The sequence below is a fragment of the Streptomyces nogalater genome, from assembly GCF_039532885.1.
In the GTDB taxonomy this organism is placed as follows: domain Bacteria; phylum Actinomycetota; class Actinomycetes; order Streptomycetales; family Streptomycetaceae; genus Streptomyces; species Streptomyces nogalater.
The window spans coordinates 33,093-53,065 of record NZ_BAAASM010000028.1 but is presented as its reverse complement, the minus strand read 5'-3'; the positions used below and the strand labels follow the sequence as shown (position 1 = coordinate 53,065).

The following is a 19,973-nucleotide window of genomic DNA, read 5'->3' as shown; positions in this document are numbered from 1 at the left end:
GTTCCCGGCCAGTGGCAAGCCAAGGAGAAACCCATCGATGACGAATCCGGCCGAGAGACTGGTCGACCTGCTCGACCTGGAGCAGATAGAGGTCAACATCTTCCGTGGCCGCAGCCCGCAGGAGTCCCTCCAGCGGGTCTTCGGCGGCCAGGTGGCCGGCCAGGCGCTGGTCGCCGCCGGCCGCACCACGGACGGCGACCGCCCGGTGCACTCACTGCACGCGTACTTCCTGCGCCCCGGCCGGCCGGGCGTGCCGATCGTGTACCAGGTGGAGCGGGTCCGCGACGGGCGTTCCTTCACCACGCGCCGGGTCACGGCCGTGCAGCAGGGCCGCACGATCTTCAATCTGACCGCCTCCTTTCACAAGCCTGAGGAAGGACCTTTCGAACACCAGCTGCCGCCGGCCCGCGAGGTGCCGCACCCGGAGTCGCTGCCGACGGTCTCCGAGGAGATCCGCAAGCATCTGGGCACGCTGCCGGAGCAGTTGGAGCGGATGGCGCGCCGCCAGCCGTTCGACATCCGCTATGTCGACCGGCTGCGCTGGCACGCCGAGGAGATCGAGGGGGCCGAGCCGCGCAGTGCCGTGTGGATGCGCGCGGTGAGTCCGCTGGGCGACGATCCCTTGGTGCACACCTGCGCGCTGACCTACGCCAGTGACATGACCCTCCTGGACGCGGTCCGCATCCCGGTGGAACCGCTGTGGGGGCCGCGCAACTTCGACTTGGCCTCGCTGGACCACGCCATGTGGTTCCACCGGCCCTTCCGCGCGGACGAGTGGTTCCTTTACGACCAGGAGTCCCCGATCGCCATCGGTGGGCGTGGGCTGGCCCGCGGCCGCATCTACGACCTGGAGGGACGACTGCTCGTCTCGGTCGTCCAGGAAGGTCTGTTCCGGGCGCTGTAGCCCCCGCGGCCAGGACTTTGTGACGGGGCGTTCATGCCCCGCGCGGGTCCTGTGCGTCGTGGACTTCTCCGTCGGAGCCAGGCCCGCAGACCACGGGGCGACCGCTGCGGTCCGGGCTGCGCCGGCCCGTGGCCCCGGGGTGCGGTCGGCGCCGCCGAGCGCACCGCCCGCCCCGTGGCGGACATCGGCTCCGGGGGCCGTACCGCCGGCTGGGGCAGCCGTGCCGTCGGCCACGCGGGTCGTACCGACGGCTCCGCGGCCGGCGCGGCCGGCTCCGGGGGTCGTAGCGTCGACTCCGGGAAGGAGCTTTCCGGTTCCGAGGGCGAGGCAGCCGGTTCCGGGAACCTCCTCGGCTCCTGCGCGGGAGCCGTCACCGTACGGGCCATCGGCGGGATGGGCCGTGGCGCCGTACGGATCACCGGTGGGACGCGGCGGGCGGCCGGGCGCGGGGCAGGCGAGGCACTGCGGGCCTCCTCGACCAGGCGCGTCAGCTCGCTGCGCAGCCAGTGGATCTCGTCCGCGTCCCGCGCCGTCATGATCTGCTCGGCCACGTGCGTGGCGGGTGATCCGGGAACACCGTGCCCGGGTGGCGCGGACCGGAACCGGTTCAGGTGCGCCCGCTCGTACGGGTCCTTGACGATGTCCGCGACATCGACCGGCGAGAGGAAGGCGGCCGCCGCCCCGGCGCGAGCCCAGGGGCCTTCGGCCTGCCGGAGCAGGAATCCCAGCCGGCGTCCGCGCCAGTTGCGTGCCCGCAGGTCCACTCCCGCCGCCAACTGGCCGCGCAGCGTCTCGGGCGTACGCCCCTTGAGCAGGTGCGCGTTCTCCGTTCCGGTCGCGAACCGGCCTAGCTCTTCCGCCGGATAGAGCCAGACCACGGCTCGGTAGCGGTTGAGGTAGAACGCGACGGGCACGAGCAGACCCAGGCGGGCGAGGCGGGTGAACCTGCCGACCGGGATCTCCATGAGGGCGGCCCCCTCCGCCGTCCCCACGACCCGCACCCGGTCCAGGAGGGAGTCGGGGAAACCCTCCTGGGCGCGGAGGCGCTCGATCTCCGCGCGTTCCACCCGGCGGCCCCCTCCCCCGCCGTCGTCGGGCACGGTCCGGACGCAGCCGAGCTGCACGGCGCGGTCGAAGTCGCTTCGCTTGAGCCCCAGTTCGCGGGCGGCCTGGCTCGGCTTGCAGGTGGTGGGGCGGGTGGGATCGAAAAGGTCGGCCGACATGGTCGTACTCCCCCGTGGAGTCCTTGGCTCACGCCCAGCGCGTTCGCCGTGCACCCACCGTAGCCGTTTCGTCGCGAGACGTGGCAGGCCTGTGGATAACTCCACGGGGGCATGAAAACGCGCAGGTCAGGCGCCCGCTTTGCGAGTTCGCTCGGCTTGCCTGGCATCGATGCCGAGGTGTTCGCCGACCCGGTTGACGAGCAGGGTCATCTCATAGGCGATCTGACCGATGTCGGTCTCCGCCCCGGCGAGCACGCACAGACAACTGCCGGTGCCGGCCGCGGTCACGAACAGCACGGCATCGTCGTACTCGATCATCGTCTGGCGCACCCGGCCCGCGCCGAAGTGACGTCCCGAGCCCTTGGCCAGGCTGTGCAGTCCGGACGCCACGGCGGCCAGATGCTCGGCGTCCTCACGGCGTAGGCCCGTGCTCGCCGCGGTGACCAGCCCGTCGTTCGACAGGACCAGCGCGTGGCGGACGTGGTCCACCCGCTCGGTCAGATCGTCCAGGAGCCAGCCAAGGCCCTGGTTCTGCGCCATGTCCCTCTCCCCGTGTGATGTCTCCCCCTGGCTGGAGGAACTCTCCGCCAGCCTTCCCCACGACCGGCGCGCGGGCAAGCAGGATGGCCGCATGGCAGAGAAGATGACCGATGAGGAATGGCGGGCGTTCGTCTCGGACGGCACCCGCACCGGCAAACTGTCCACCGTTCGCGCTGATGGGAGCCCCCATGTGGCCCCGGTCTGGTTCCTCCTCGAAGGAGACGACCTGGTGCTCACCACCGGCAAGGACACCGTGAAGGGGCGCAATCTGGCCCGTGACGGCCGGGTCGCCCTGTGCGTGGACGACGACCGTCCGCCGTTCCACTTCGTGGTGCTGAACGGCCAGGCCGAGGTGTCGGAGGATCTGGCCGAACTCCGCCAGTGGGCCACCCGGATCGCGGCCCGCTACGTGGGCGAGGACAGCGCCGAGGAGTACGGGGCCCGCAACGGCGTACCGGGCGAACTCCTCGTGCGTGTCAGCGTCGACAATGTGGTGGCGGTCCGGGATCTCGCGGCCTGAGCCGCGGAGACGCGTCGCGGCCCGGGCGGTGACCGGCGGCGCCGGTGAGGACCGGGTGGTGGTGCGGAATCATGCGGGGCATGAGCGACGACCACACACACGTCCAGGAATTCTTCACCGCCCGGGCCGGCGACTGGGACAGCCGGTTCCCGGATGACGGCCCTGCCTACGCGGCAGCCGTCGCCGGCCTCGGACTGCGCGAGGGGGACCGCGTTCTGGACGCGGGCTGCGGCACGGGGCGGGCCCTGCCGCCCCTGCGGGCCGCTGTCGGCCCCTCCGGCGTGGTGCTGGGGGCCGACCTGACACCGGCGATGCTCCAGGCCGCCGTACGGGCCGGCCGGCACCGCGCGGGACGGCTGCTGCTCGCGGACGTCGCCGCGTTGCCGCTGCGTTCGGGCTCCCTGGACGCCGTGTTCGCGGCCGGACTGATCGCCCACCTGCCGCATCCGGCGGACAACCTGCGGGAGCTGGCCCGCGGGGTGCGCCGGGGAGGCATGCTCGCGCTTTTCCATCCGATCGGCCGTGCCGCCCTGGCGGCACGCCAAGGACGCCGGATCACGCCTGACGACCTGCGGGCCGAGGCCAATCTCCGGTCGCTGCTGGCATGTTCGGGCTGGCGCATGACGTCGTACGTGGACGAGGACGCCCGATTCCTCGCGCTCGCGGTGCGCGAGGACTGACCATCGCGCCGGTTCAGTCCGTTCCGGCGACGGCTGCCGCGAAGGCGCCGGGATTGTCGAACATGACGTTGTGCCCGGCGCCCGGCACCGTCACCACGCGGACCCCGGCGGCTTCCAGGCCCTCACGGCCCGCGAGTTCGCCGCTGTCCTCGCCTTGAAGGAAGACGCGGTCGACGGACAGCCCCTCAAGGAGCGTACGCATCACGGGGCTGGAGCCCCGGCACAAGCCCACGGCGCTGCGGTGCAGGGCGCGCGGGTCGGTCAGCCGCATGGTGGCCCCCCACAGCGGGCCGACCGCGTCCAGCACGCGCGCGTACCCCGTCGCCACGAACTCCTCCTCTTCGTGGGCGGCGATACCGCTGCTGGCGGCGGTCGACGGCGGAAAGGCGTCCAGGTTGGCCTCTGTCAGGACCAGCCGGGAGACGAGGTCGGGCCTGCGGTCGGCAAGGACGATGGCCACGGCACCGCCCATGCTGTGCGCGATCAGTTCGGCACCCGTGACTCCGGCCGTATCCAGCGCGACCGCGACCGCGTGGGCATGGTCGTCCAGGGTGTAGCCGAAGTCCTGGGGGCGGTCGCTCGTGCCGTGCCCGGGCAGGTCCACGAACAGGCCGCGCCTGCCGGCCAGCTCGGGCCGGGCGGTGATGTGGGCGTGGTAGACGGCGGACATGGATCCGAGTCCGTGTACGTACACCCGGGCGGGCTCCGCCCCGGACACCTCGGTCCACCGGATGTGGCTTCCCCTGCTGTCGAACGCGGCCTGCCGCATGTGCCCCTCCCTGTGCATCGACGCCTCCAGACAATACATCGCCAACGAGGTATGCCGCCGAGGTGGTATTGGAATGACGATGTACCCCTGCGGGAGAATGCGGGCATGCTCGAACTCGCCATCCTGGGATTCCTGTACGACGCGCCGCTGCACGGGTATGTGCTGCGCCGTCATATCGCCGCGCTCACCGGCCATGTGCGCCCGGTCGCGGAGAGCACGCTGTACCCGGCGATCAAGCGGCTGGAGAAGGCCGGCCTGCTGGTACGGGCCACCGAGCCCGGTGCCGTCGCCGCGCCGCGCCATGTGCTGACGCTCACCGCGGAGGGCGGGCGCGAGCTGATGCGCCGGCTCGCCGAGCCCGCCCAGCGGGAGATCACCGACGAGAACCACTGGTTCACGCTGCTGGCGTTCCTGCGGCACCTGGCGGACCCCGCCGCGCAGGCGGCCGTACTGCGACGCAGGCTGGCCTTCCTGGAAGAACCGGCGAGCTTCTTCTACGACGGCGACCGACCGCTGAGCGCCGAGGAACTGGACGACCCCTTCCGACGGGGTGTCCTCACCATCGCGCGTGCCACGAGCCGGGCGGAACTGGCCTGGTTGCGCGACACCCTCGCGTCACTCGACGGGGTCGGCCGCTGAGGTGTCCAGGTGCCGCACCGGACAGCCGCGCAGCCCGGGGACCGGGCGGGTACCGAGGTCGGCCACGCGGTAGCCGTCGGGGTAGCCCTTGATCTCCCGGTTCTGCCGGGCGAAGTGCGGGCTGCGGCGCGGCGGCATGAGCCGCACCAGCCGGCCGCGCGTCCATACGGCCCGGCGCACCAGCGCGGTGGCCGCCGCGCCGGGTTTCGGGTAGCGGAAAGCGCGCAGCAGCGGCTCGTCGAGCAGGGCGAGTGTCACCGTGCGCAGCAGCGGGGCCAGGGGGCGGGGGTACCAGGAGGCCATCAGGCCGAGCGTCGCGTCGGAGACCCGCCGGGCCTCTTCGTCCCAGCCGAAGTGGGCCTCTTCGTAGGAGTCGAGAAGGGCTTCGAACTCCTCGTAGGTCCGGGGGATGTCCGGGATGCCCATGTGCCGGCCGAGGGTGCGGTAGTACTCGGTGGTGGCGATGATCTCGTGCCGGGACAGCCGCCGCCATCCGTAGGTGTCGATCCAGCGCCTGGGCACCACCACGAAGGTGCTCAGCACGTACCGCATGTCGTCGTCGCCGATGTCGTAACTGCGGTGCATCTGGTTGATGCGGCGGATCGCCGTACGCCCCTGCTCCGCGGCGAAGCCGTGCTCCACGATGGTGTCGAGGAGGAGCGACGTGTCGTCGTACCGCTTCTGCGTGCGCTCGGTCAGTTCCGCCGTCCGCGCGAGCAGCCGGCCGATGCTCGGTACCGCGTAGGTGCGGTACAGGGCCAGTTCAAGGGCGCGCGTGTAGTCCCAGGGGAATTCCAGGGACACGCTGATCCGGTAGATCTCCAGCGCGTCCGCCACCGGGTCCAGCCGTCGGATCCGCTCCAGCTGTTCGTACCGCTTCACCGCGTCGCCCCCTTCTGCCGCCGAAGCTCCAACTCTACGTTGTGGAGCATCAGATGGGCGGTCGCACTGACTGGTTCGGGGAAAGGGTGGTCCACGTGTTCGACGCGATCCGCAGGTACACCGGCAGGTTCCGCACCCCCGCGCAGGCGAGGCCGGCCGGCACCCGGGAGAAGGGTGCGCACAACTTGTTCGATGCGGCGGCCGTCTATGTGGCCGCCCGGGCGGAGGGCGACGAGGACCGGGCCGAGGAGGCGGCGGCCTGGGTGTCGCCGGAGGCGCTGTCCTTCGGCGTGAGCGAGCTGGCCTGCCGGGCGGTCGTGGCGCTGGCCAGGGAGCGCGAGGAGTCGCCTGGCGCGGTGGCCCGCGACCTCCTCGGGCTGCCCGCGAACTAGGCGGAGCCCTCTTCCCCGGACGTGGTCGTTTCGCCCCGGTCCAGGCGGAAACCATGAGGCTCCGCATGGTTTCCGAAGCCGTGACAACCGGCTTCCCCTCGCACTAGGGTGCGCGCCGACGGACGAACCACTGGGGAGGCAGGGATGGCCGGGACGGAGGATGTTTCCGTCGCCGCCGCGGACGACGCGCTGTATGTGCTGACGGCGGTACTGCTGACGCCGGCACAGTTCCCGAGCGTGCTGGGCGACGACTACCCGGCGGCGTGCGCGGCGCTGGAGCTGCCGCCGCTCGCCGACGGATACGGCCTGGTGCTGGGGCAGGACGGGGACGGCGCCCGCTGGACGGTCGTCATCGACGATGTCTCACTGGTCGCGGTGGCGATCGCGTCCTGGGACTGCGGCATGGAATACGAGCTGTCGCCGGACCAACGCGCGGTCGTGACCGCCCTGCCGGGGTGGCCCCTGGCCGTCGCCGTCGCCGCGCCCGGGGTGCCCGCGCCGCACGATCCTCCCGCCGAGGCGGCGGGCCGGCCGGCGCTGAGCCCACCGGCCACCGACTCCTGGGGACCGGTCCAGCGCCGTCTGGGCGCCGACGAGATCGCGCTGCGCTGGGCCGCGTGGCGGGAGCAGGTCGACGACGCCGTCTCCCGGGCCGGCGGGCCGACGGAGGACGCGCCGGCCGCCCAGGAGGGCGAGGAGGGCCCCGCGCGTGTCGGCCACGCGGGAGTCCGCCGGGCCCTCGCGGAGGCGCGCGCCTATGTCGACTCGCCGCCGCCGCTCGGCCGGGTGCGCTCGTCGTTCGCCCCGGGGGGCGCCCGCACGCTGCGCGCCGACGGCCCCGGCTGGTCGCTCGTGGCCCGCACCGACGACATGGCGTTCGTCCTGCTCGACGACGAGCCCGGCGAGGTCCATCCGGTGGGCCGGGGCCCGGAACTGCCGGGCCTGCTGGAAGCTCTCGACAAGATGGCCGTACGTCCGCTGTGAGGCTCGGCGGCGCACGACGCCTGCCGGGCTCCGGGGTACCCGCCCCACAACATGACGGCGCGGCCCCCGTGGGCCCGGCCGGCCGCTACGGGTCCACCGCCCGCCGACCGCCTGTCGCGTGCCGGTACTTCAGCGGCCGAGTTCCTTGCGGGCGACCCGGCGGAGCCTGCGCCGCTGCGAGGAGTCCAGGGCGAGGTACGCCACCACCGGCACTCCGACCACGATCAGGAACGCCACCCACCAGGGCAGCCATATCAGCAGGATCAGCCCGACCGCCACGCCCCCTACGGCGATCTTCGCGTTCTTGGACATGAGCGTCGCCTCCTTCGCGGCCGCTGCCGCTCCTTGCTCTGGGAAACGACCTCCCGCTCCCGTCCGTTCCGCCCCCGTACCCTGACTCGCCCCTGAGGCGTACCCCTTAGGGGCAGACCGGTTCGGCGGGCACAGAGATGGGCTGGGTGTCGCGTTCCTCGGCGGTGAGATCGGAGCCGCCGAGTGTCCGGCACAGACCGTCTGCCCACACATCGGGCTCTGTCCTGAGGGGGTAGACGATCTCGTCTCCGATCGCGTAGTACAGCAGCGTCCGGCCGTCCCGCGAAGCGTCGAGGAAGCGGTATTGAGGCGTGCTCGTGTCCAGAGCGTCGGAAGGACCGAGGTCGTACGCCAGGTCGGAATGCTGCTCGTCGACGCGATAGACGCGGATCTTGTTGTCGCTCGCGATCAGATAACGTCCGGGTTCGTCCAGGAAGCGTGCTGTGAAGGGGAGGATGGCGCTCGGCAGGGGTCCGATCTTCCTGCGCAGCGGATCGGTGCCCCACACCTCGATGACTCCGCCCCGGCGCAGCAAAGCGAGATTCCGGCCGGCCGAGTCGAAGGCCACGGCTACGAGATCGGTGTGGTGTGTCGGGTACTGGGCCGTCACCCGCCCACTCGACGGGTCCAGAACCCGGACATGCTGGTCACCCGGTTGGACGACCGCCACCAGGCCGGGCTTCGGGTAGGTGCCCAGAACCAGGGGCAAACGAGCGGGGTCGCCGGCGCTGCCGAGCAAGGAGGCGAGGTCGCGTTCGTCGACGGCCCGCCCCGTCCTGGCGTCCCATCGCTGGAGCGTGGCCCCTGAGAGGGTGACGAGGTGACCGGACCGGTCGAAAAGGTAGTCGAGGACCGGTTGTCGATCGCTCCCCGTTCGCGCGGGCGGTGTCGCTGTGGAGATGACGGCCAGGCGTCGGAGGGAAGCCGCCTCCCGCACCACCACCTTGTCCACGCCTTCGCGGTCGGCCAGCAGTACGCCCTTCTCGTCGAAGACCACCGGGTCCCCGGACGGCCAGTACGGCCGGAGGCGGGGTGCCTCGGTGATGAGGTCCGTGTCCGCGTCCGCCGTTCTCAGCTGGAGCGCCGTGCCGTCTTTCAGCACGGCGACGATCCTGCGCCCGTCGGGGGTCAGATCGAGCCGGGTCGCGTTCTTCGAGGGGAGCGTGGAGATCTCCGTGCTGAAGACTCCCGAACCGGTGGCAGTGACGAGGAGCGAGTTCGCGCCGGAGTCCATGAGGCGTGCATAACCGACCGGCGACGCGCCGCTGTCGTCCGGCTCCGCGAAATCGGACAGGGCCTTCCCGTGGGGCAGGTCGATCACCGTTTTCTTGGTGAGGCCGATGGCCAGCAGGCGGCCTCCCGCTCCGAGCGCGAGCGTGTTGCAGCCGATCGCGGACGAGTCCTTGTCCTCATAGCGCCCCAGGGTGCTGCCGTCGGACACGCGCAGCCCCGTGTAGACGCCTGCGCCCCGGGAGGAGCGGCAGGTCGCCACCACGCTGCCGTCCGGTGAGATCACGGCCTGCTTCACGGAGTCGGCGATGATCCGCACGGTGCCGGTGCGGCGGTCCACCACCATCACCTTCCGTTTCGCGTTGGCCATATCGGCCACGACGACTAGCGTGTCGTCGTCGGGCCCGAACCACACACCCACCAGACCGCGCCCGCCCCGTGCCTGCGGCAGGGCCATCCGGCCGCCGAAGGAACGCTTGTCCAGATCCCACCACGCCACGCTCGTGCCGCTGCCCGCCACCAGCAGCCGGCCGTCGTGGGACAGGTGGGCGAACTCGGCTTCGTTCAACCCGTTGGTGATCTCCGGCTCATCGGTCGTCAGGCGCTGCGGCCTGCCGGGCGGCCAGGTGCCGCCCGGACGGATGTCGGACCAGTAGATGCCTGACGACGCTCCGTCGCCCCCGATGTAACCGATACGGCTGCCGTCCCCCGAGACCAGCGGATTCAGGACGTACTCCGCGCCGAACCGAGCAGTCCGGACCGTGCCGTGGAGGGCGTTCACGTAGACCGTGGCCCGGTTCGAAGTGGTGCGGGCGATTATCACCCCGCCGTCCCGGCTGGCCCGGAAGTCGGCCACGTCGCCCAGGTCGCTGGAGAGAATGCGAGTGGTGTTCCGGTATCGCAGGTAAAACCGCAGCAGCGTGTTCTTCGCCTCGGCCGTCGGTGACCTGCGGTAGGCCGCGAGCGCGAGCTTGACCGCCAGCGCCGGATCCTCCTGCCGCTGGTCGGTCGCGAGGGTCGCCAGCGCCCGTGAGTCCGCGGCGGCGCGTTGTTCGGCGCTGACCTCCCGCTGGTAGCCGAAGAGCGCACCCAGGGCCAGTGCCAGCATTAGGATCAGCCCGATTCCGGAGAAGAGCCAGCGCCGCCGCCGCACGGCCGACCGTCGTCGCCGCAGACCCTGCTCCAGGAAGTCCCGTTCGGCGGGGCCGATGTCCTCCGCCCGCTCGTCGAGCCAGCGCTGTGCGGCGGCCAGGGTCACGGGGGCGGGCAGCAGTTCGGCGGGCTCTCCGGCCTGCTGCCAACGGGTCAGGTCGATCCGGGTGGACTCCCGCCATGCGAGGAACTCGTGATCCTCCGCCACCCACTCGGCCAGCTTCGGCCAGGCGGTGATCAGCGCCTCGTGGGCGAGTTCGACGCTCTCCTCGCTGTCGGTGACCAGCAGCCTGGTGGTGGCGAGCCGCTGGGCGATCTCCCACTCCGACGGGGTGAGTTCGAAACGGCCGGCCGTCCGTCGGGTGACCGCGCCGGAGCCGGTGAACGGGACCTGCACCAGCCGGGTGAACAGGCGCCGAGCGGCGGGTTCCTCCGCCTCTCGCACGTTCTCCTTCCAGGCTCTCTCCGCCTCGCTGCGCAGGGCGCCGCTCACGCCGCCGGTCGCTTCGTAGGCCTCGTGGGTCAGCTGCCCGTGCGCGGTCTGGTTCCGCCACAGCAGGTCCAGGGCCATGACCAGCAGGGGCAGGGCGCCGGGGACGTCGCCGGTGTCGCGCAGGATCCGGTCGGCCAGGCGTTCGGCGTACGCAACCCGGGTGGCGTCCTGGACGGGCTGGTCGATCACCTCGCGCAACTGGTCGCGGTTCATCGGTCTGAGGGCGTAGATCTTCGCCTGGACGAGCGGCCCGAGGGACGGGTGGGAGAGGGCCGGTTCGAGGAAGTCGGCGCGCAGGGTGGTCAGTACCCGGACGCGCTCGGCGAGGTTGTCGGCGGTCAGCAGGCGGGTCAGCGCCGCGATCTCCTCCTCCGCAACGGTGAGGGCTTCCTCGCACTGGTCGATCACCAGCAGCAGACGCCGGCTTCCCGTGGCTCGCAGGACGTCCGCGATGACCGGGTGCGGTTCGGCGCGCAGTTCATGGGCCAGCTGCCGGCGTCGCTCTCTCCGCTCCGTCCTGGACAAGCCGGGGTGGAGCAGCGGGAGAAGAGCGTCGGCGAACGCGGTGACCGGGGTCAGCGGGGTACCGTCGGAGTCCCTGGCGGGGCGCATGACGGCGGCCGCGTAGCCGTACGTACGCAACTTGGGTACGACGCCCGCCATGGCCAGCGAGGACTTCCCGGACCCTGAGGGTCCGACCAGCGTGACCACGGGTTCCTTGCGTATCTGGTCGGCCACCTCGGCGGTCTCCCGCGCCCGGGCGTACAAGCACGGTGCGTCGGTTTCGGTGAGGGCGGCCAGCGGACGAAACGGCGACTCCTCGTCGGAGGGCAGTTCCAGTTCCGGCCACGCGGCGAGCAGAGCGGCCGACGGAATGAGGTAAGCGACGGCCGGCCCGTCCAGCTCGGCCGCCATCATCATGCCGACCACACCGTTCAGCTGCCCGTCCCAGACCGGGCCTCCGCTGAATCCCCGCGACACCCGGTAGCCGTGCGCGGACGCCATCTCGGTCTGGATCCATCCGCTGCCCTGCCGGTCCAGCAGCCGCCCCGAGTGCCACACTCCCTCGTCGCGGTGGACCGGGAACCCGAAGACCCGAATGGGGTGGTGCCATACGTCACCGGCCCGCACCAGCCGGACGGGCCCTGCCTCCGCCAGTCGCCCGTCGAGCCGCAGAACGGCGATGTCCCGCTGCCCGTCCCATCGGTGAACGCGCGCGGTCACCGACTGCCGGGAATCGCTCAGGGCCAGATCAAGCGTGATCTCCTCTTCGTCCGCGGGCCGGTGGCCGTCCGGCGTACGAAGCGCCGTTGCGACGACATGAGCGCATGTGAAGGCCAGCTCGTCGCCGACCAGGAACGCCACCCCGACGGGGGCACCGCCCGGCCCCAGGACCCGTAAGATCGCCCGGCCGAGGGTTCCGGGCCCGTCGTCCGGTCCCGCGCCGCTCATTCCTGAGCCGCCGGATCAGCCGGCGTACGGTGCCACACCAGCGACACCGAGAAATTGGCCGAGGCCGACGTGCTGGTGATCAACGCGTCGGCCTCGGCGGTCAGGGTGATACCGAAGCCCAGAGTGATCTCGTCCGGAGCCTGCGCGATGTCCCGGAACGTCCTGACGAACGTCTCCGCGACCGGACGGACCGACCGCAGCATGTCGCCGAGCGACTGAGAGGCACGGGCCACCACCTGCCCCGGGCGGGACACCTGCTGGATGCCCTGGTCGACCTCGCGGATCTCCACCTTCACCACGTCTGCTGCGTCCGGACCGACCGGCAGTTCCACCACATACACGCCGTGCATCCCCCACATCGTGTGCCTTGTGTGCCCTGACAGGCCTGCGGTCGGAGAGCCTAACGGCCGTCGCCCAGGGATGAGGCCGGGACCGGTGATGTGCACCGGACTCTCACGGCCGTACAAAAAGGCGCCCGGGTACGTGGCGGCCCCGCACCGGCCGGGCCCTCGAAAGACGCCCCCTGTGGCGGTGACCCAAGTCACGGAAGCCACATGCCGTGTTCGTCGTCGCCGTGCTGTACCCTCGGCGGCTCCGATCGATTAGTCAAATTTGAGGAGTTCGGGCAGAGCTGTGCAGACGACCCCCACCGCACCACCCTCCGTAGTGTCCGAACTCGCTCGCTGCGGCGTCGTTTTCCTGCCGTCCGACCCCGCGCGGACGGGCCGCATCGGGTTCTGGCAGCCCGACGGTGAGGCTCCACCCGAACCCACGGAGGGCTCCCACGCCCTCTTGGAGCTGGCCCTGCCCTCGGCTGACGGCCGTGTGGAGCGTGTCTTGACGCCCGTGGTACTGCTGCCGGTCCACAGCGCGCTTCCGGTGCTCGCGCGCGGGCGGGCGCTGCCGGATGAACACCGGGCCGCCGCCTTCTGGCGTACCGGATACGAACTGGCCCTGGGCTTCCTCGCGCGCGGTCTGCTGTTGCCCGGCCTGTCCCCCGGCGATCACGACGCCTGGCGCGTGGGCCCGCTGTCCGCGCGGGACACGGAACTGGTCCGTGAACTGGCCGCCGCCATGCCCCCGGAGGCACACGCGGTGCCGCTCACGCCGGACGGGCTGCCGCTGCTGCCCGACCCGGAGCGGCTGCTGCGCGCCTTCCTCGACGCGGTCGCCGACGTACTCCCGCGCTCCCCCGCCGCCGCGCTGGTGACCGGCGGCCCCGAGTACGCGGTTCCCGAACCGCAGCACCTCCCCGGGCTGCGGCCGTGGACCGACGAGATCGCCGCCGGCCAGGACGCGGGTGTGCGGCTGTCGCTGCGCGTGGAGGCACCCGGTCTCGACGACGCCGTGCCGGCGGATGACACCCCGGTCCGCCTCCGCGCGGTGCTTCAGGTGCACGCAGGCGACGGAACCGGGGACGTCGTGGACGCCGCGGACCTGTGGACCGGTGCGGACGCAGGGGAATCGGTGTCCGCACGCGCGCGTGCGGACACGCTACTGGCGCTGCGCCGTGCGGCCAAGGCCTGGCCTCCGCTGGCACCGCTGCTCTCCGACACCGTGCCCGATGCCGTGGAGCTGGCCGACGACGAGATCACCGGGCTGCTGGGCGAGGGCGCGCGGGCGCTCGCCGCGGTGGGTGTCGCCGTGCACTGGCCGAAGCGGCTGGCGCGTGGTCTGACCGCGCACGCGGCCGTCGGCCCGCCGGACGACGGCACCGCCGTACCGGGAACCGGTTCCGCCCCGGCATCGTTGCTGTCCGCGGACACGAAGGTCACGCTCAGCTGGTGGTTCGACCTGGACGGCCGGGAGTTGTCCCGGGAGGATCTGGACCGGCTCGCGGAGGCCAAGCGGCCCCTGGTGCGACTGCGCGACGGATGGGTCCTGGTCGATCCCGGGGAGGCGGAGCGGGCCCGGACCGCGCGGGATCGCTCCCTCACTCCCGTCGAGGCGCTGGCCGCGGCTCTGACCGGCACGGCGGAGGTCGACGGCCGGCAGGTCGACGTGCGGCCCACCGGATGGCTGGCGGCACTGCGGGAGAGGCTCTCGGACGCCGGGCAGACCCGTACCGTCGAGCAGCCGCCCGGCCTGGCCGCGACTCTCAGGGACTACCAACTGCGCGGCCTGGACTGGCTGGTGCGTACGACGGCGCTGGGGCTGGGCTGCTGTCTGGCCGACGATATGGGCCTCGGCAAGACGATCACGCTGATCGCGCTGCATCTGCACCGGCGGACGGACCCGTCGGCGGCCGGTCCCGCACTCGTGGTCTGCCCGGCCTCGCTGCTGGGCAACTGGCAGCGCGAGATCGAACGGTTCGCGCCCGGCGTGCCGGTGCGGCGGTTCCACGGCACCGAACGCGATCTCGACTCTGTGTCGGACGGGGAGGTCGTCCTGACCACCTACGGGACGATGCGGCTGGACACCGGACGGCTCGCCGCCGTGTCCTGGGGGATGGTGGTGGCCGACGAGGCACAGCACGTGAAGAATCCTTATTCCGCTACCGCACGGGCGCTGCGCACGATCAACGCACGCGCGCGCGTGGCACTCACCGGCACTCCGGTGGAGAACAACCTCACAGAACTGTGGGCGATCCTCGACTGGACGACACCCGGCCTGCTGGGCCGGCTCGGCACCTTTCGCGCCCGGTACGCGCAGCCCGTCGAGGGCGGCCGGGACACCGCCGCAGCGCACCAACTCTCCCGGCTGGTCGGACCCTTCCTGCTGCGGCGCCGCAAGTCCGACCCGGGCATCGCCCCCGAGCTTCCGCCGAAGACCGAAACCGATCACCCGGTCGCCCTCACGGCCGAACAGGCGGGGCTGTACGAGGCACTGGTCCGTGAGACCCTCGACTCCCTCGCGACCTGCGACGACATGAGCCGCCGAGGTCGGATCGTGCGGTTGCTGACCGGCCTGAAGCAGATCTGCAATCATCCGGCGCAGTTCCTGAAGGAGGACGATCCGCTGCTCGCGGGGCGCTCGGGGAAGCTGGAGCTGCTGGACGAACTGCTCGGCACCATCCTCACGGAGGGCTCGGGCGTGCTCGTCTTCACCCAGTACGTCCGCATGGCCCGGCTGCTCGAACGGCACCTGACGGCCCGCGGAGTACCCGTGCTGCTTCTGCACGGCGGAACGCCGGTCGCCCTGCGCGAGGACCTGGTACGGCGTTTCCAGGCGGGCGAGGCGCCGGTCTTCCTGCTGTCGCTGAAGGCTGCCGGAACGGGCCTGAACCTCACCCGGGCCGAACACGTCGTGCACTACGACCGCTGGTGGAATCCGGCGGTGGAAGCGCAGGCCACCGACCGCGCGTACCGCATCGGGCAGACCCGCCCGGTGCAGGTGCACCGGCTGATAGCGGAGGGGACCCTGGAGGACCGTATCGCGGAGATGCTGGGCCGCAAGCGGGAGCTGGCCGACGCCGTGCTCGGCGGTGGCGAGACGGCGCTGACGGAGTTGTCGGACGAGGAACTGGCCGCACTGGTGGAACTGCGCGGGGAGGCACGATGAACCGCCACGACGACGAGCACGGCCGGGAGGCGGAGCGCACGTTCCCGGCCCTGCCACCGGTGCCCGGGCGTGGCTTCGCGCAGAGCTGGTGGGGGCGCGCCTGGGTGCGCGCCCTGGAGGACACGGCCCTGGAAGCGGCAGCGGTCAAAGCGGGACGCCGGCTCGCGCGCGCGGGCGGCGTGGGCGCGGTGACCGTACGGCCGGGCCGGGTCACCGCCGTCGTACGGGGACCGGGGGACGCCGCCCACCGAGCCGACGTCCTGCTGCCGGTGCTGTCCGACGAGGAGTGGGGGCGGTTCCAGGATCTGGCCGTGGAACGGTCCGGGCACATGGCCGCGCTGCTCGACCGGGAGCTTCCCCCGCACCTGGTCGAGGACGCCGCGGCGGCCGGGATCGAACTGCTGCCGGGACTGGGCGATCTGGAACCCGAGTGCGACTGCGGCGCCTGGGACCACTGCGGTCACACCGCCGCCCTGTGCCATCAGGTGGCGCGGCTGCTGGACGAGGATCCCTTTCTCCTCCTGCTGCTGCGCGGACAGGAGAAGGACGCCTTTCTCGCGGAGCTGCACGTCCGCGGCACCGTGGGCCGGGCGGAACCGTCCCCGGAGCGGGCCGCGGCCTCCGGAGTGGACGCCGTCGAGGCGTGGAGTGCCGCCGGAATCCTGCCGCCGCTGCCCGAGTTGCCCCCGCTCCCGCCGGAACCGGGCACACCACCGTCCTTCGCCGCCGGGTCGGTGGCGGCACCCGGAGTCGATCCCGCGGCGCTGGAGCACCTGGCCGGCCGTACCGCCGTGGAGGCCTACCGGCTGCTGGCCGCCGCCTTGTGCGGTGAACCGGCGAGCGCCGTCGCGACGGCCGCCCAGGACGCCGTGCGGTTGGCGTGCGGGCCGGCCCCGGCCGCCGTCGTCGAGCGGCTCGCGGCCGGGTCGGGGCGTGGTCACGAGGGGCTGGCGACGGCGGTCTGCGCCTGGCGGACCGGGGGCGGCGCGGCGCTGGTCGTGCTGGACGAGGAACGGCCCGTGGAGGGCGTGGCCCTGGCACACGCGCGTGCGGCCCTGGAAGCGGCATGGGAGCCCGAGGAGCGGCCGGTGTTCCACCGGAGTGGCAACCGGTGGACCGTCGAGGAAGAAGGCGTTCAACTGCGGCTCGGCGGCGAGGGCCACTGGTGGCCGTATCGCGAGGAGACGGGCCGCTGGGTGCCGGCGGGTACGGCGGAACAGGGGCCCGCGGCGGCGCTGGCCTCCGCGCGACTCGCCACGCGCGCGTAAGGTCACCAGCCGAGGAGATCAAGAACCGAGGGAAAGATCACCGCTCGTCAGGTACGACGACTTCGGGATGACGGACGGGGAGGGCGCGTGCGGCACCCGGGGCCGCCTGGCCGACAGCGATGTCAGAGCCACGGTGGTGTACGGGCGGCTGCCCGGCAAGCCGTGACGGACGCGGGCCGTCCGCGACACCGCGGACGGCCCCGCGCCTTCCGGCGACCGCCCCCGCGGCCGGGGCGATCGCCGGTACGCGCGCGTGGGCGTCAGCCCCGCGCCCCCAGCAGGTGGTCCATCGCCAGCTGGTCGAGCCGTTCGAAGGCCATGCCGCGCGCGGCGGCCGCGTCCACGTCGAACTCCTCGAAGGCCGTGCGGTCGGCCAGCAGCTCCTGGACGCCGTCGGCCGCGGTCGGCTGGGCCAGCTCGTCCAGCCGCGACGCGCGCAGCGCCTCCTGCACCTCCGGGTCGGCGCGGAAGGCGGCCGCGCGCTCCTTCAGGATGAGGTAGTTGCGCATGCAGCCCGCGGCCGACGCCCACACGCCGTCGATGTCCTCGGTCCGCGGCGGCTTGAAGTCGAAGTGGCGGGATCCCTCGTAACCGGCGCTCTCCAAAAGGTCGACCAGCCAGAAGGCGGCCCGCAGGTCACCGGCGCCGAACCGCAGGTCCTGGTCGTACTTGATCCCGGACTGGCCGTTGAGGTCGATGTGGAAGAGCTTGCCCGCCCACAGGGCCTGCGCGATGCCGTGCGGGAAGTTCAGGCCCGCCATCTGCTCGTGGCCGACCTCCGGATTGACGCCGTACAGCTCGGGCCGCTCCAGGCGCTCGATGAAGGCCAGCGCGTGGCCGACGGTGGGCAGCAGGATGTCGCCGCGGGGCTCGTTCGGCTTGGGCTCGATCGCGAAGCGGATGTCGTAGCCCTGCGAGGTGACGTACTCGCCGAGCAGGTCGAAGGCTTCCTTCATGCGGTCCAGGGCGGCGCGTACGTCCTTGGCGGCCCCGGACTCGGCGCCCTCGCGACCGCCCCAGGCGACGTACGTCTTCGCGCCCAGTTCGACCGCCAGATCGATGTTGCGGATGGTCTTGCGCAGGGCGTAGCGGCGCACGTCACGGTCGTTGGCGGTGAACGCGCCGTCCTTGAAGACGGGGTGCGCGAAGAGGTTCGTGGTGGCCATCGGGACGGTCATACCGGTGGCGTCCAGGGCCTGCCGGAACCGCTTGATGTGCGACTCCCGCTCGGTGTCCGAAGAGCCGAAGGGGATCAGGTCGTCGTCGTGGAAGGTCACTCCGTGGGCGCCGAGTTCCGCCAGGCGCTGCACCGTCTCGACCGGGTCGAGCGCGGGGCGGGTGGCGTCGCCGAACGGGTCCCTTCCCTGCCAGCCGACGGTCCACAGGCCGAAGGTGAACCTGTCCTCGGGGGTGGGCTGGTAGCTCATGGCGCGGCTCCTTGCTGCGTACGAGTATTTCGTCATGGCCGTTTACAAATTAGTATGCGCACACACCTCTGGGAAGAGACAACATGTCTTTCGCCCACCAGATGTCTTCGTCAGCCACCGCAGATGCCGCGGAGCCGCGGAAGAGGGAGAGCCCGATGTCAGCAGCCGAGGGTCCGCTCGTCGTCGGAGTGGACACGTCCACCCAGTCCACGAAGGCGCTGGTCGTCGACGTGGCGACCGGCCGGATCGTGGCCAGTGGCCAGGCGCCGCACACCGTGACCAACGGGGCGGGCCGGGAGAGCGACCCACGCCAGTGGTGGGATGCGCTGTGCACGGCGCTGCGCCAGTGCGGTGAGCCGGCGCACGAGGCGGCGGCGGTGTCGATCGGCGGCCAGCAGCACGGCCTGGTCACTCTCGACGAACATGGTGAGCCGGTACGTCCGGCGCTGCTGTGGAACGACGTCCGATCCGCTCCGCAGGCCCGCCGCCTGGTCGAGGAGCTGGGCGGTCCGAAGGCCTGGGCGGAGCGCACCGGCAGCGTGCCCGGCGCGTCCTTCACGGCCACCAAGTGGGCCTGGCTCGCCGAGCACGAGCCGGAGGCGGTTCGCGCGACCAAGGCGGTCCGGCTTCCCCACGACTACCTCACCGAGCGCCTGACCGGGCAGGGCACGACCGACCGCGGCGACGCCTCCGGCACCGGCTGGTGGGCGTCCGGCACGGAGTCGTACGACGAGGAGACGCTGGCGCACATCGGCCTGGATCCGGCGCTGCTGCCCCGGGTGGCGCGGCCCGGCGAGGTGGTCGGCACGGTGCGCGACAGACACGAGCTGCCCTTCTCCAAGGGCACGCTGGTGGCCCCGGGCACCGGCGACAACGCCGCGGCGGCTCTGGGCCTCGGCCTGCGGCCCGGCACACCGGTGCTGAGCCTCGGCACCTCCGGCACGGTCTACACCGTCTCCGAGCGCCGCCCCACCGACCCGACCGGCACGGTGGCGGGTTTCGCCGACGCGTGCGGGGACTGGCTGCCGCTGGCCTGCACCTTGAACTGCACCCTCGCGGTGGACCGCGTCGCGGCCCTGCTGGGCCTGGACCGCGAGGCGGTCGAACCCGGCGGCTCGGTGACCGTGCTGCCGTACCTGGACGGCGAGCGCACCCCCAACCTGCCGCACGCCTCCGGACTGCTGCACGGGCTGCGCCACGACACCACCGCGGGCCAGCTGCTGCAGGCGGCCTACGACGGCGCGGTGCACGCCCTGCTGGGGGCCCTCGATCTGGTCCTCGACGCGGATGCCGACCGTGACACCCCGCTGCTCCTGATCGGTGGCGGGGCCCGGGGCACGGCCTGGCAGCAGACCGTGCGCCGGCTCTCCGGGCGGCCCGTCCAGATCCCGCAGGCCAGGGAACTGGTCGCACTCGGCGCGGCGGCGCAGGCGGCCGGCCTGCTGACCGGTGAGGATCCCGCGGCCGTGGCCCGCCGCTGGAACACGGCCGCGGGACCGGTGCTGGAGGCCGTGGAACGGGACCGGTCGACGCTGGAGCGGATCACCGGGGTACTCTCCGACGCGGCCCCGCTGCTGGAGCGGCGGCCCGAGACCGACTGACCAG

At 72.2% G+C, this 19,973-nt stretch carries 17 protein-coding genes; 9 read left to right on the top strand and 8 right to left on the bottom strand.

Annotated features, from left to right (window positions below; translation table 11 throughout):
* Nucleotides 1–37 precede the first annotated feature (37 nt).
* Nucleotides 38–904: an acyl-CoA thioesterase gene (locus tag ABD350_RS19055; protein ID WP_344349356.1), complete on the top strand. Its 867-nt coding sequence runs from the start codon at nucleotides 38–40 to the stop codon at nucleotides 902–904.
* Here ABD350_RS19055 and ABD350_RS37960 read toward each other — a convergent pair.
* Nucleotides 841–2,127 carry a DUF6397 family protein gene (locus ABD350_RS37960; protein WP_382466790.1) on the bottom strand — a complete coding sequence of 429 codons (1,287 nt, stop codon included), beginning with the start codon at nucleotides 2,125–2,127 and terminating at the stop codon, nucleotides 841–843. The two genes, ABD350_RS19055 and ABD350_RS37960, sit on opposite strands and share 64 nt — an antisense overlap.
* 126 nt (nucleotides 2,128–2,253) lie before the next feature.
* Nucleotides 2,254–2,667, bottom strand: a complete 414-nt coding sequence (locus ABD350_RS19045) for a roadblock/LC7 domain-containing protein (protein ID WP_344349355.1) — start codon at nucleotides 2,665–2,667, stop codon at nucleotides 2,254–2,256.
* A gap of 91 nt (nucleotides 2,668–2,758) precedes the next feature.
* Here ABD350_RS19045 and ABD350_RS19040 point away from each other — a divergent pair, with 91 nt between their 5' ends.
* Together ABD350_RS19040 and ABD350_RS19035 are read left to right on the top strand one after the other, a co-directional pair.
* Nucleotides 2,759–3,187, top strand: a complete 429-nt coding sequence (locus tag ABD350_RS19040) for a PPOX class F420-dependent oxidoreductase (protein ID WP_344349354.1) — start codon at nucleotides 2,759–2,761, stop codon at nucleotides 3,185–3,187.
* An 80-nt stretch (nucleotides 3,188–3,267) separates the two neighbouring features.
* A complete protein-coding gene (locus ABD350_RS19035; protein WP_344349353.1) occupies nucleotides 3,268–3,867 on the top strand; it encodes a class I SAM-dependent methyltransferase in 600 nt (199 codons plus the stop codon).
* Between the two features lie 13 nt (nucleotides 3,868–3,880).
* Here the strand turns inward: ABD350_RS19035 and ABD350_RS19030 are convergent, their stop codons facing one another.
* Nucleotides 3,881–4,636 (bottom strand): alpha/beta fold hydrolase, encoded by a 756-nt coding sequence (locus tag ABD350_RS19030; RefSeq protein ID WP_344349351.1) that lies wholly within the window; start codon nucleotides 4,634–4,636, stop codon nucleotides 3,881–3,883.
* 105 nt (nucleotides 4,637–4,741) lie between these two features.
* Between ABD350_RS19030 and ABD350_RS19025 the strand changes: the two genes are divergently transcribed.
* The gene (locus ABD350_RS19025; RefSeq protein ID WP_344349350.1) at nucleotides 4,742–5,275 is read left to right on the top strand and encodes a PadR family transcriptional regulator; all 534 of its coding nucleotides are present in this window, start codon (nucleotides 4,742–4,744) and stop codon (nucleotides 5,273–5,275) included.
* Here the strand turns inward: ABD350_RS19025 and ABD350_RS19020 are convergent.
* Nucleotides 5,252–6,157: an oxygenase MpaB family protein gene (locus ABD350_RS19020; protein ID WP_344349349.1), complete on the bottom strand. Its 906-nt coding sequence runs from the start codon at nucleotides 6,155–6,157 to the stop codon at nucleotides 5,252–5,254. The genes ABD350_RS19025 and ABD350_RS19020 overlap by 24 nt on opposite strands.
* A gap of 95 nt (nucleotides 6,158–6,252) precedes the next feature.
* Here ABD350_RS19020 and ABD350_RS19015 point away from each other — a divergent pair, with 95 nt between their 5' ends.
* Entirely contained in the window at nucleotides 6,253–6,549 is a 297-nt protein-coding gene (locus tag ABD350_RS19015; RefSeq protein ID WP_382466791.1) for a hypothetical protein, read from the top strand.
* Nucleotides 6,550–6,693: 144 nt separating this feature from the next.
* Entirely contained in the window at nucleotides 6,694–7,533 is an 840-nt protein-coding gene (locus tag ABD350_RS19010) for a hypothetical protein (RefSeq protein ID WP_344349347.1), read from the top strand.
* A gap of 129 nt (nucleotides 7,534–7,662) precedes the next feature.
* Here the strand turns inward: ABD350_RS19010 and ABD350_RS19005 are convergent, their stop codons facing one another.
* The 3 genes from ABD350_RS19005 to ABD350_RS18995 form a co-directional block, all read right to left on the bottom strand.
* Complete coding sequence (locus ABD350_RS19005) at nucleotides 7,663–7,845, bottom strand: hypothetical protein (protein WP_344349346.1); 183 nt, start codon at nucleotides 7,843–7,845, stop codon at nucleotides 7,663–7,665.
* A 106-nt stretch (nucleotides 7,846–7,951) separates the two neighbouring features.
* Entirely contained in the window at nucleotides 7,952–12,172 is a 4,221-nt protein-coding gene (locus ABD350_RS19000; RefSeq protein WP_344349344.1) for an nSTAND1 domain-containing NTPase, read from the bottom strand.
* Nucleotides 12,169–12,504, bottom strand: coding sequence for a CU044_2847 family protein (locus tag ABD350_RS18995; RefSeq protein ID WP_344349343.1), 336 nt, complete (start codon nucleotides 12,502–12,504; stop codon nucleotides 12,169–12,171). The genes ABD350_RS19000 and ABD350_RS18995 overlap by 4 nt, the downstream gene beginning before the upstream one ends.
* Before the next feature lie 301 nt (nucleotides 12,505–12,805).
* Between ABD350_RS18995 and ABD350_RS18990 the strand changes: the two genes are divergently transcribed.
* Both ABD350_RS18990 and ABD350_RS18985 read left to right on the top strand, forming a co-directional pair.
* Nucleotides 12,806–15,673 carry a DEAD/DEAH box helicase gene (locus ABD350_RS18990; protein WP_344349342.1) on the top strand — a complete coding sequence of 956 codons (2,868 nt, stop codon included), beginning with the start codon at nucleotides 12,806–12,808 and terminating at the stop codon, nucleotides 15,671–15,673.
* Complete coding sequence (locus tag ABD350_RS18985) at nucleotides 15,670–16,941, top strand: SWF or SNF family helicase (protein ID WP_344349341.1); 1,272 nt, start codon at nucleotides 15,670–15,672, stop codon at nucleotides 16,939–16,941. Before ABD350_RS18990 ends, ABD350_RS18985 begins: the two co-directional genes overlap by 4 nt.
* Before the next feature lie 260 nt (nucleotides 16,942–17,201).
* Here ABD350_RS18985 and xylA read toward each other — a convergent pair whose 3' ends face one another.
* Complete coding sequence (gene xylA / locus ABD350_RS18980; RefSeq protein ID WP_344349340.1) at nucleotides 17,202–18,368, bottom strand: xylose isomerase; 1,167 nt, start codon at nucleotides 18,366–18,368, stop codon at nucleotides 17,202–17,204.
* 155 nt (nucleotides 18,369–18,523) lie between these two features.
* On the opposite strand from xylA, the gene xylB reads away from it, so the two are divergent.
* Entirely contained in the window at nucleotides 18,524–19,969 is a 1,446-nt protein-coding gene (xylB, locus tag ABD350_RS18975; RefSeq protein WP_344349339.1) for a xylulokinase, read from the top strand.
* Nucleotides 19,970–19,973: the final 4 nt, after the last annotated feature.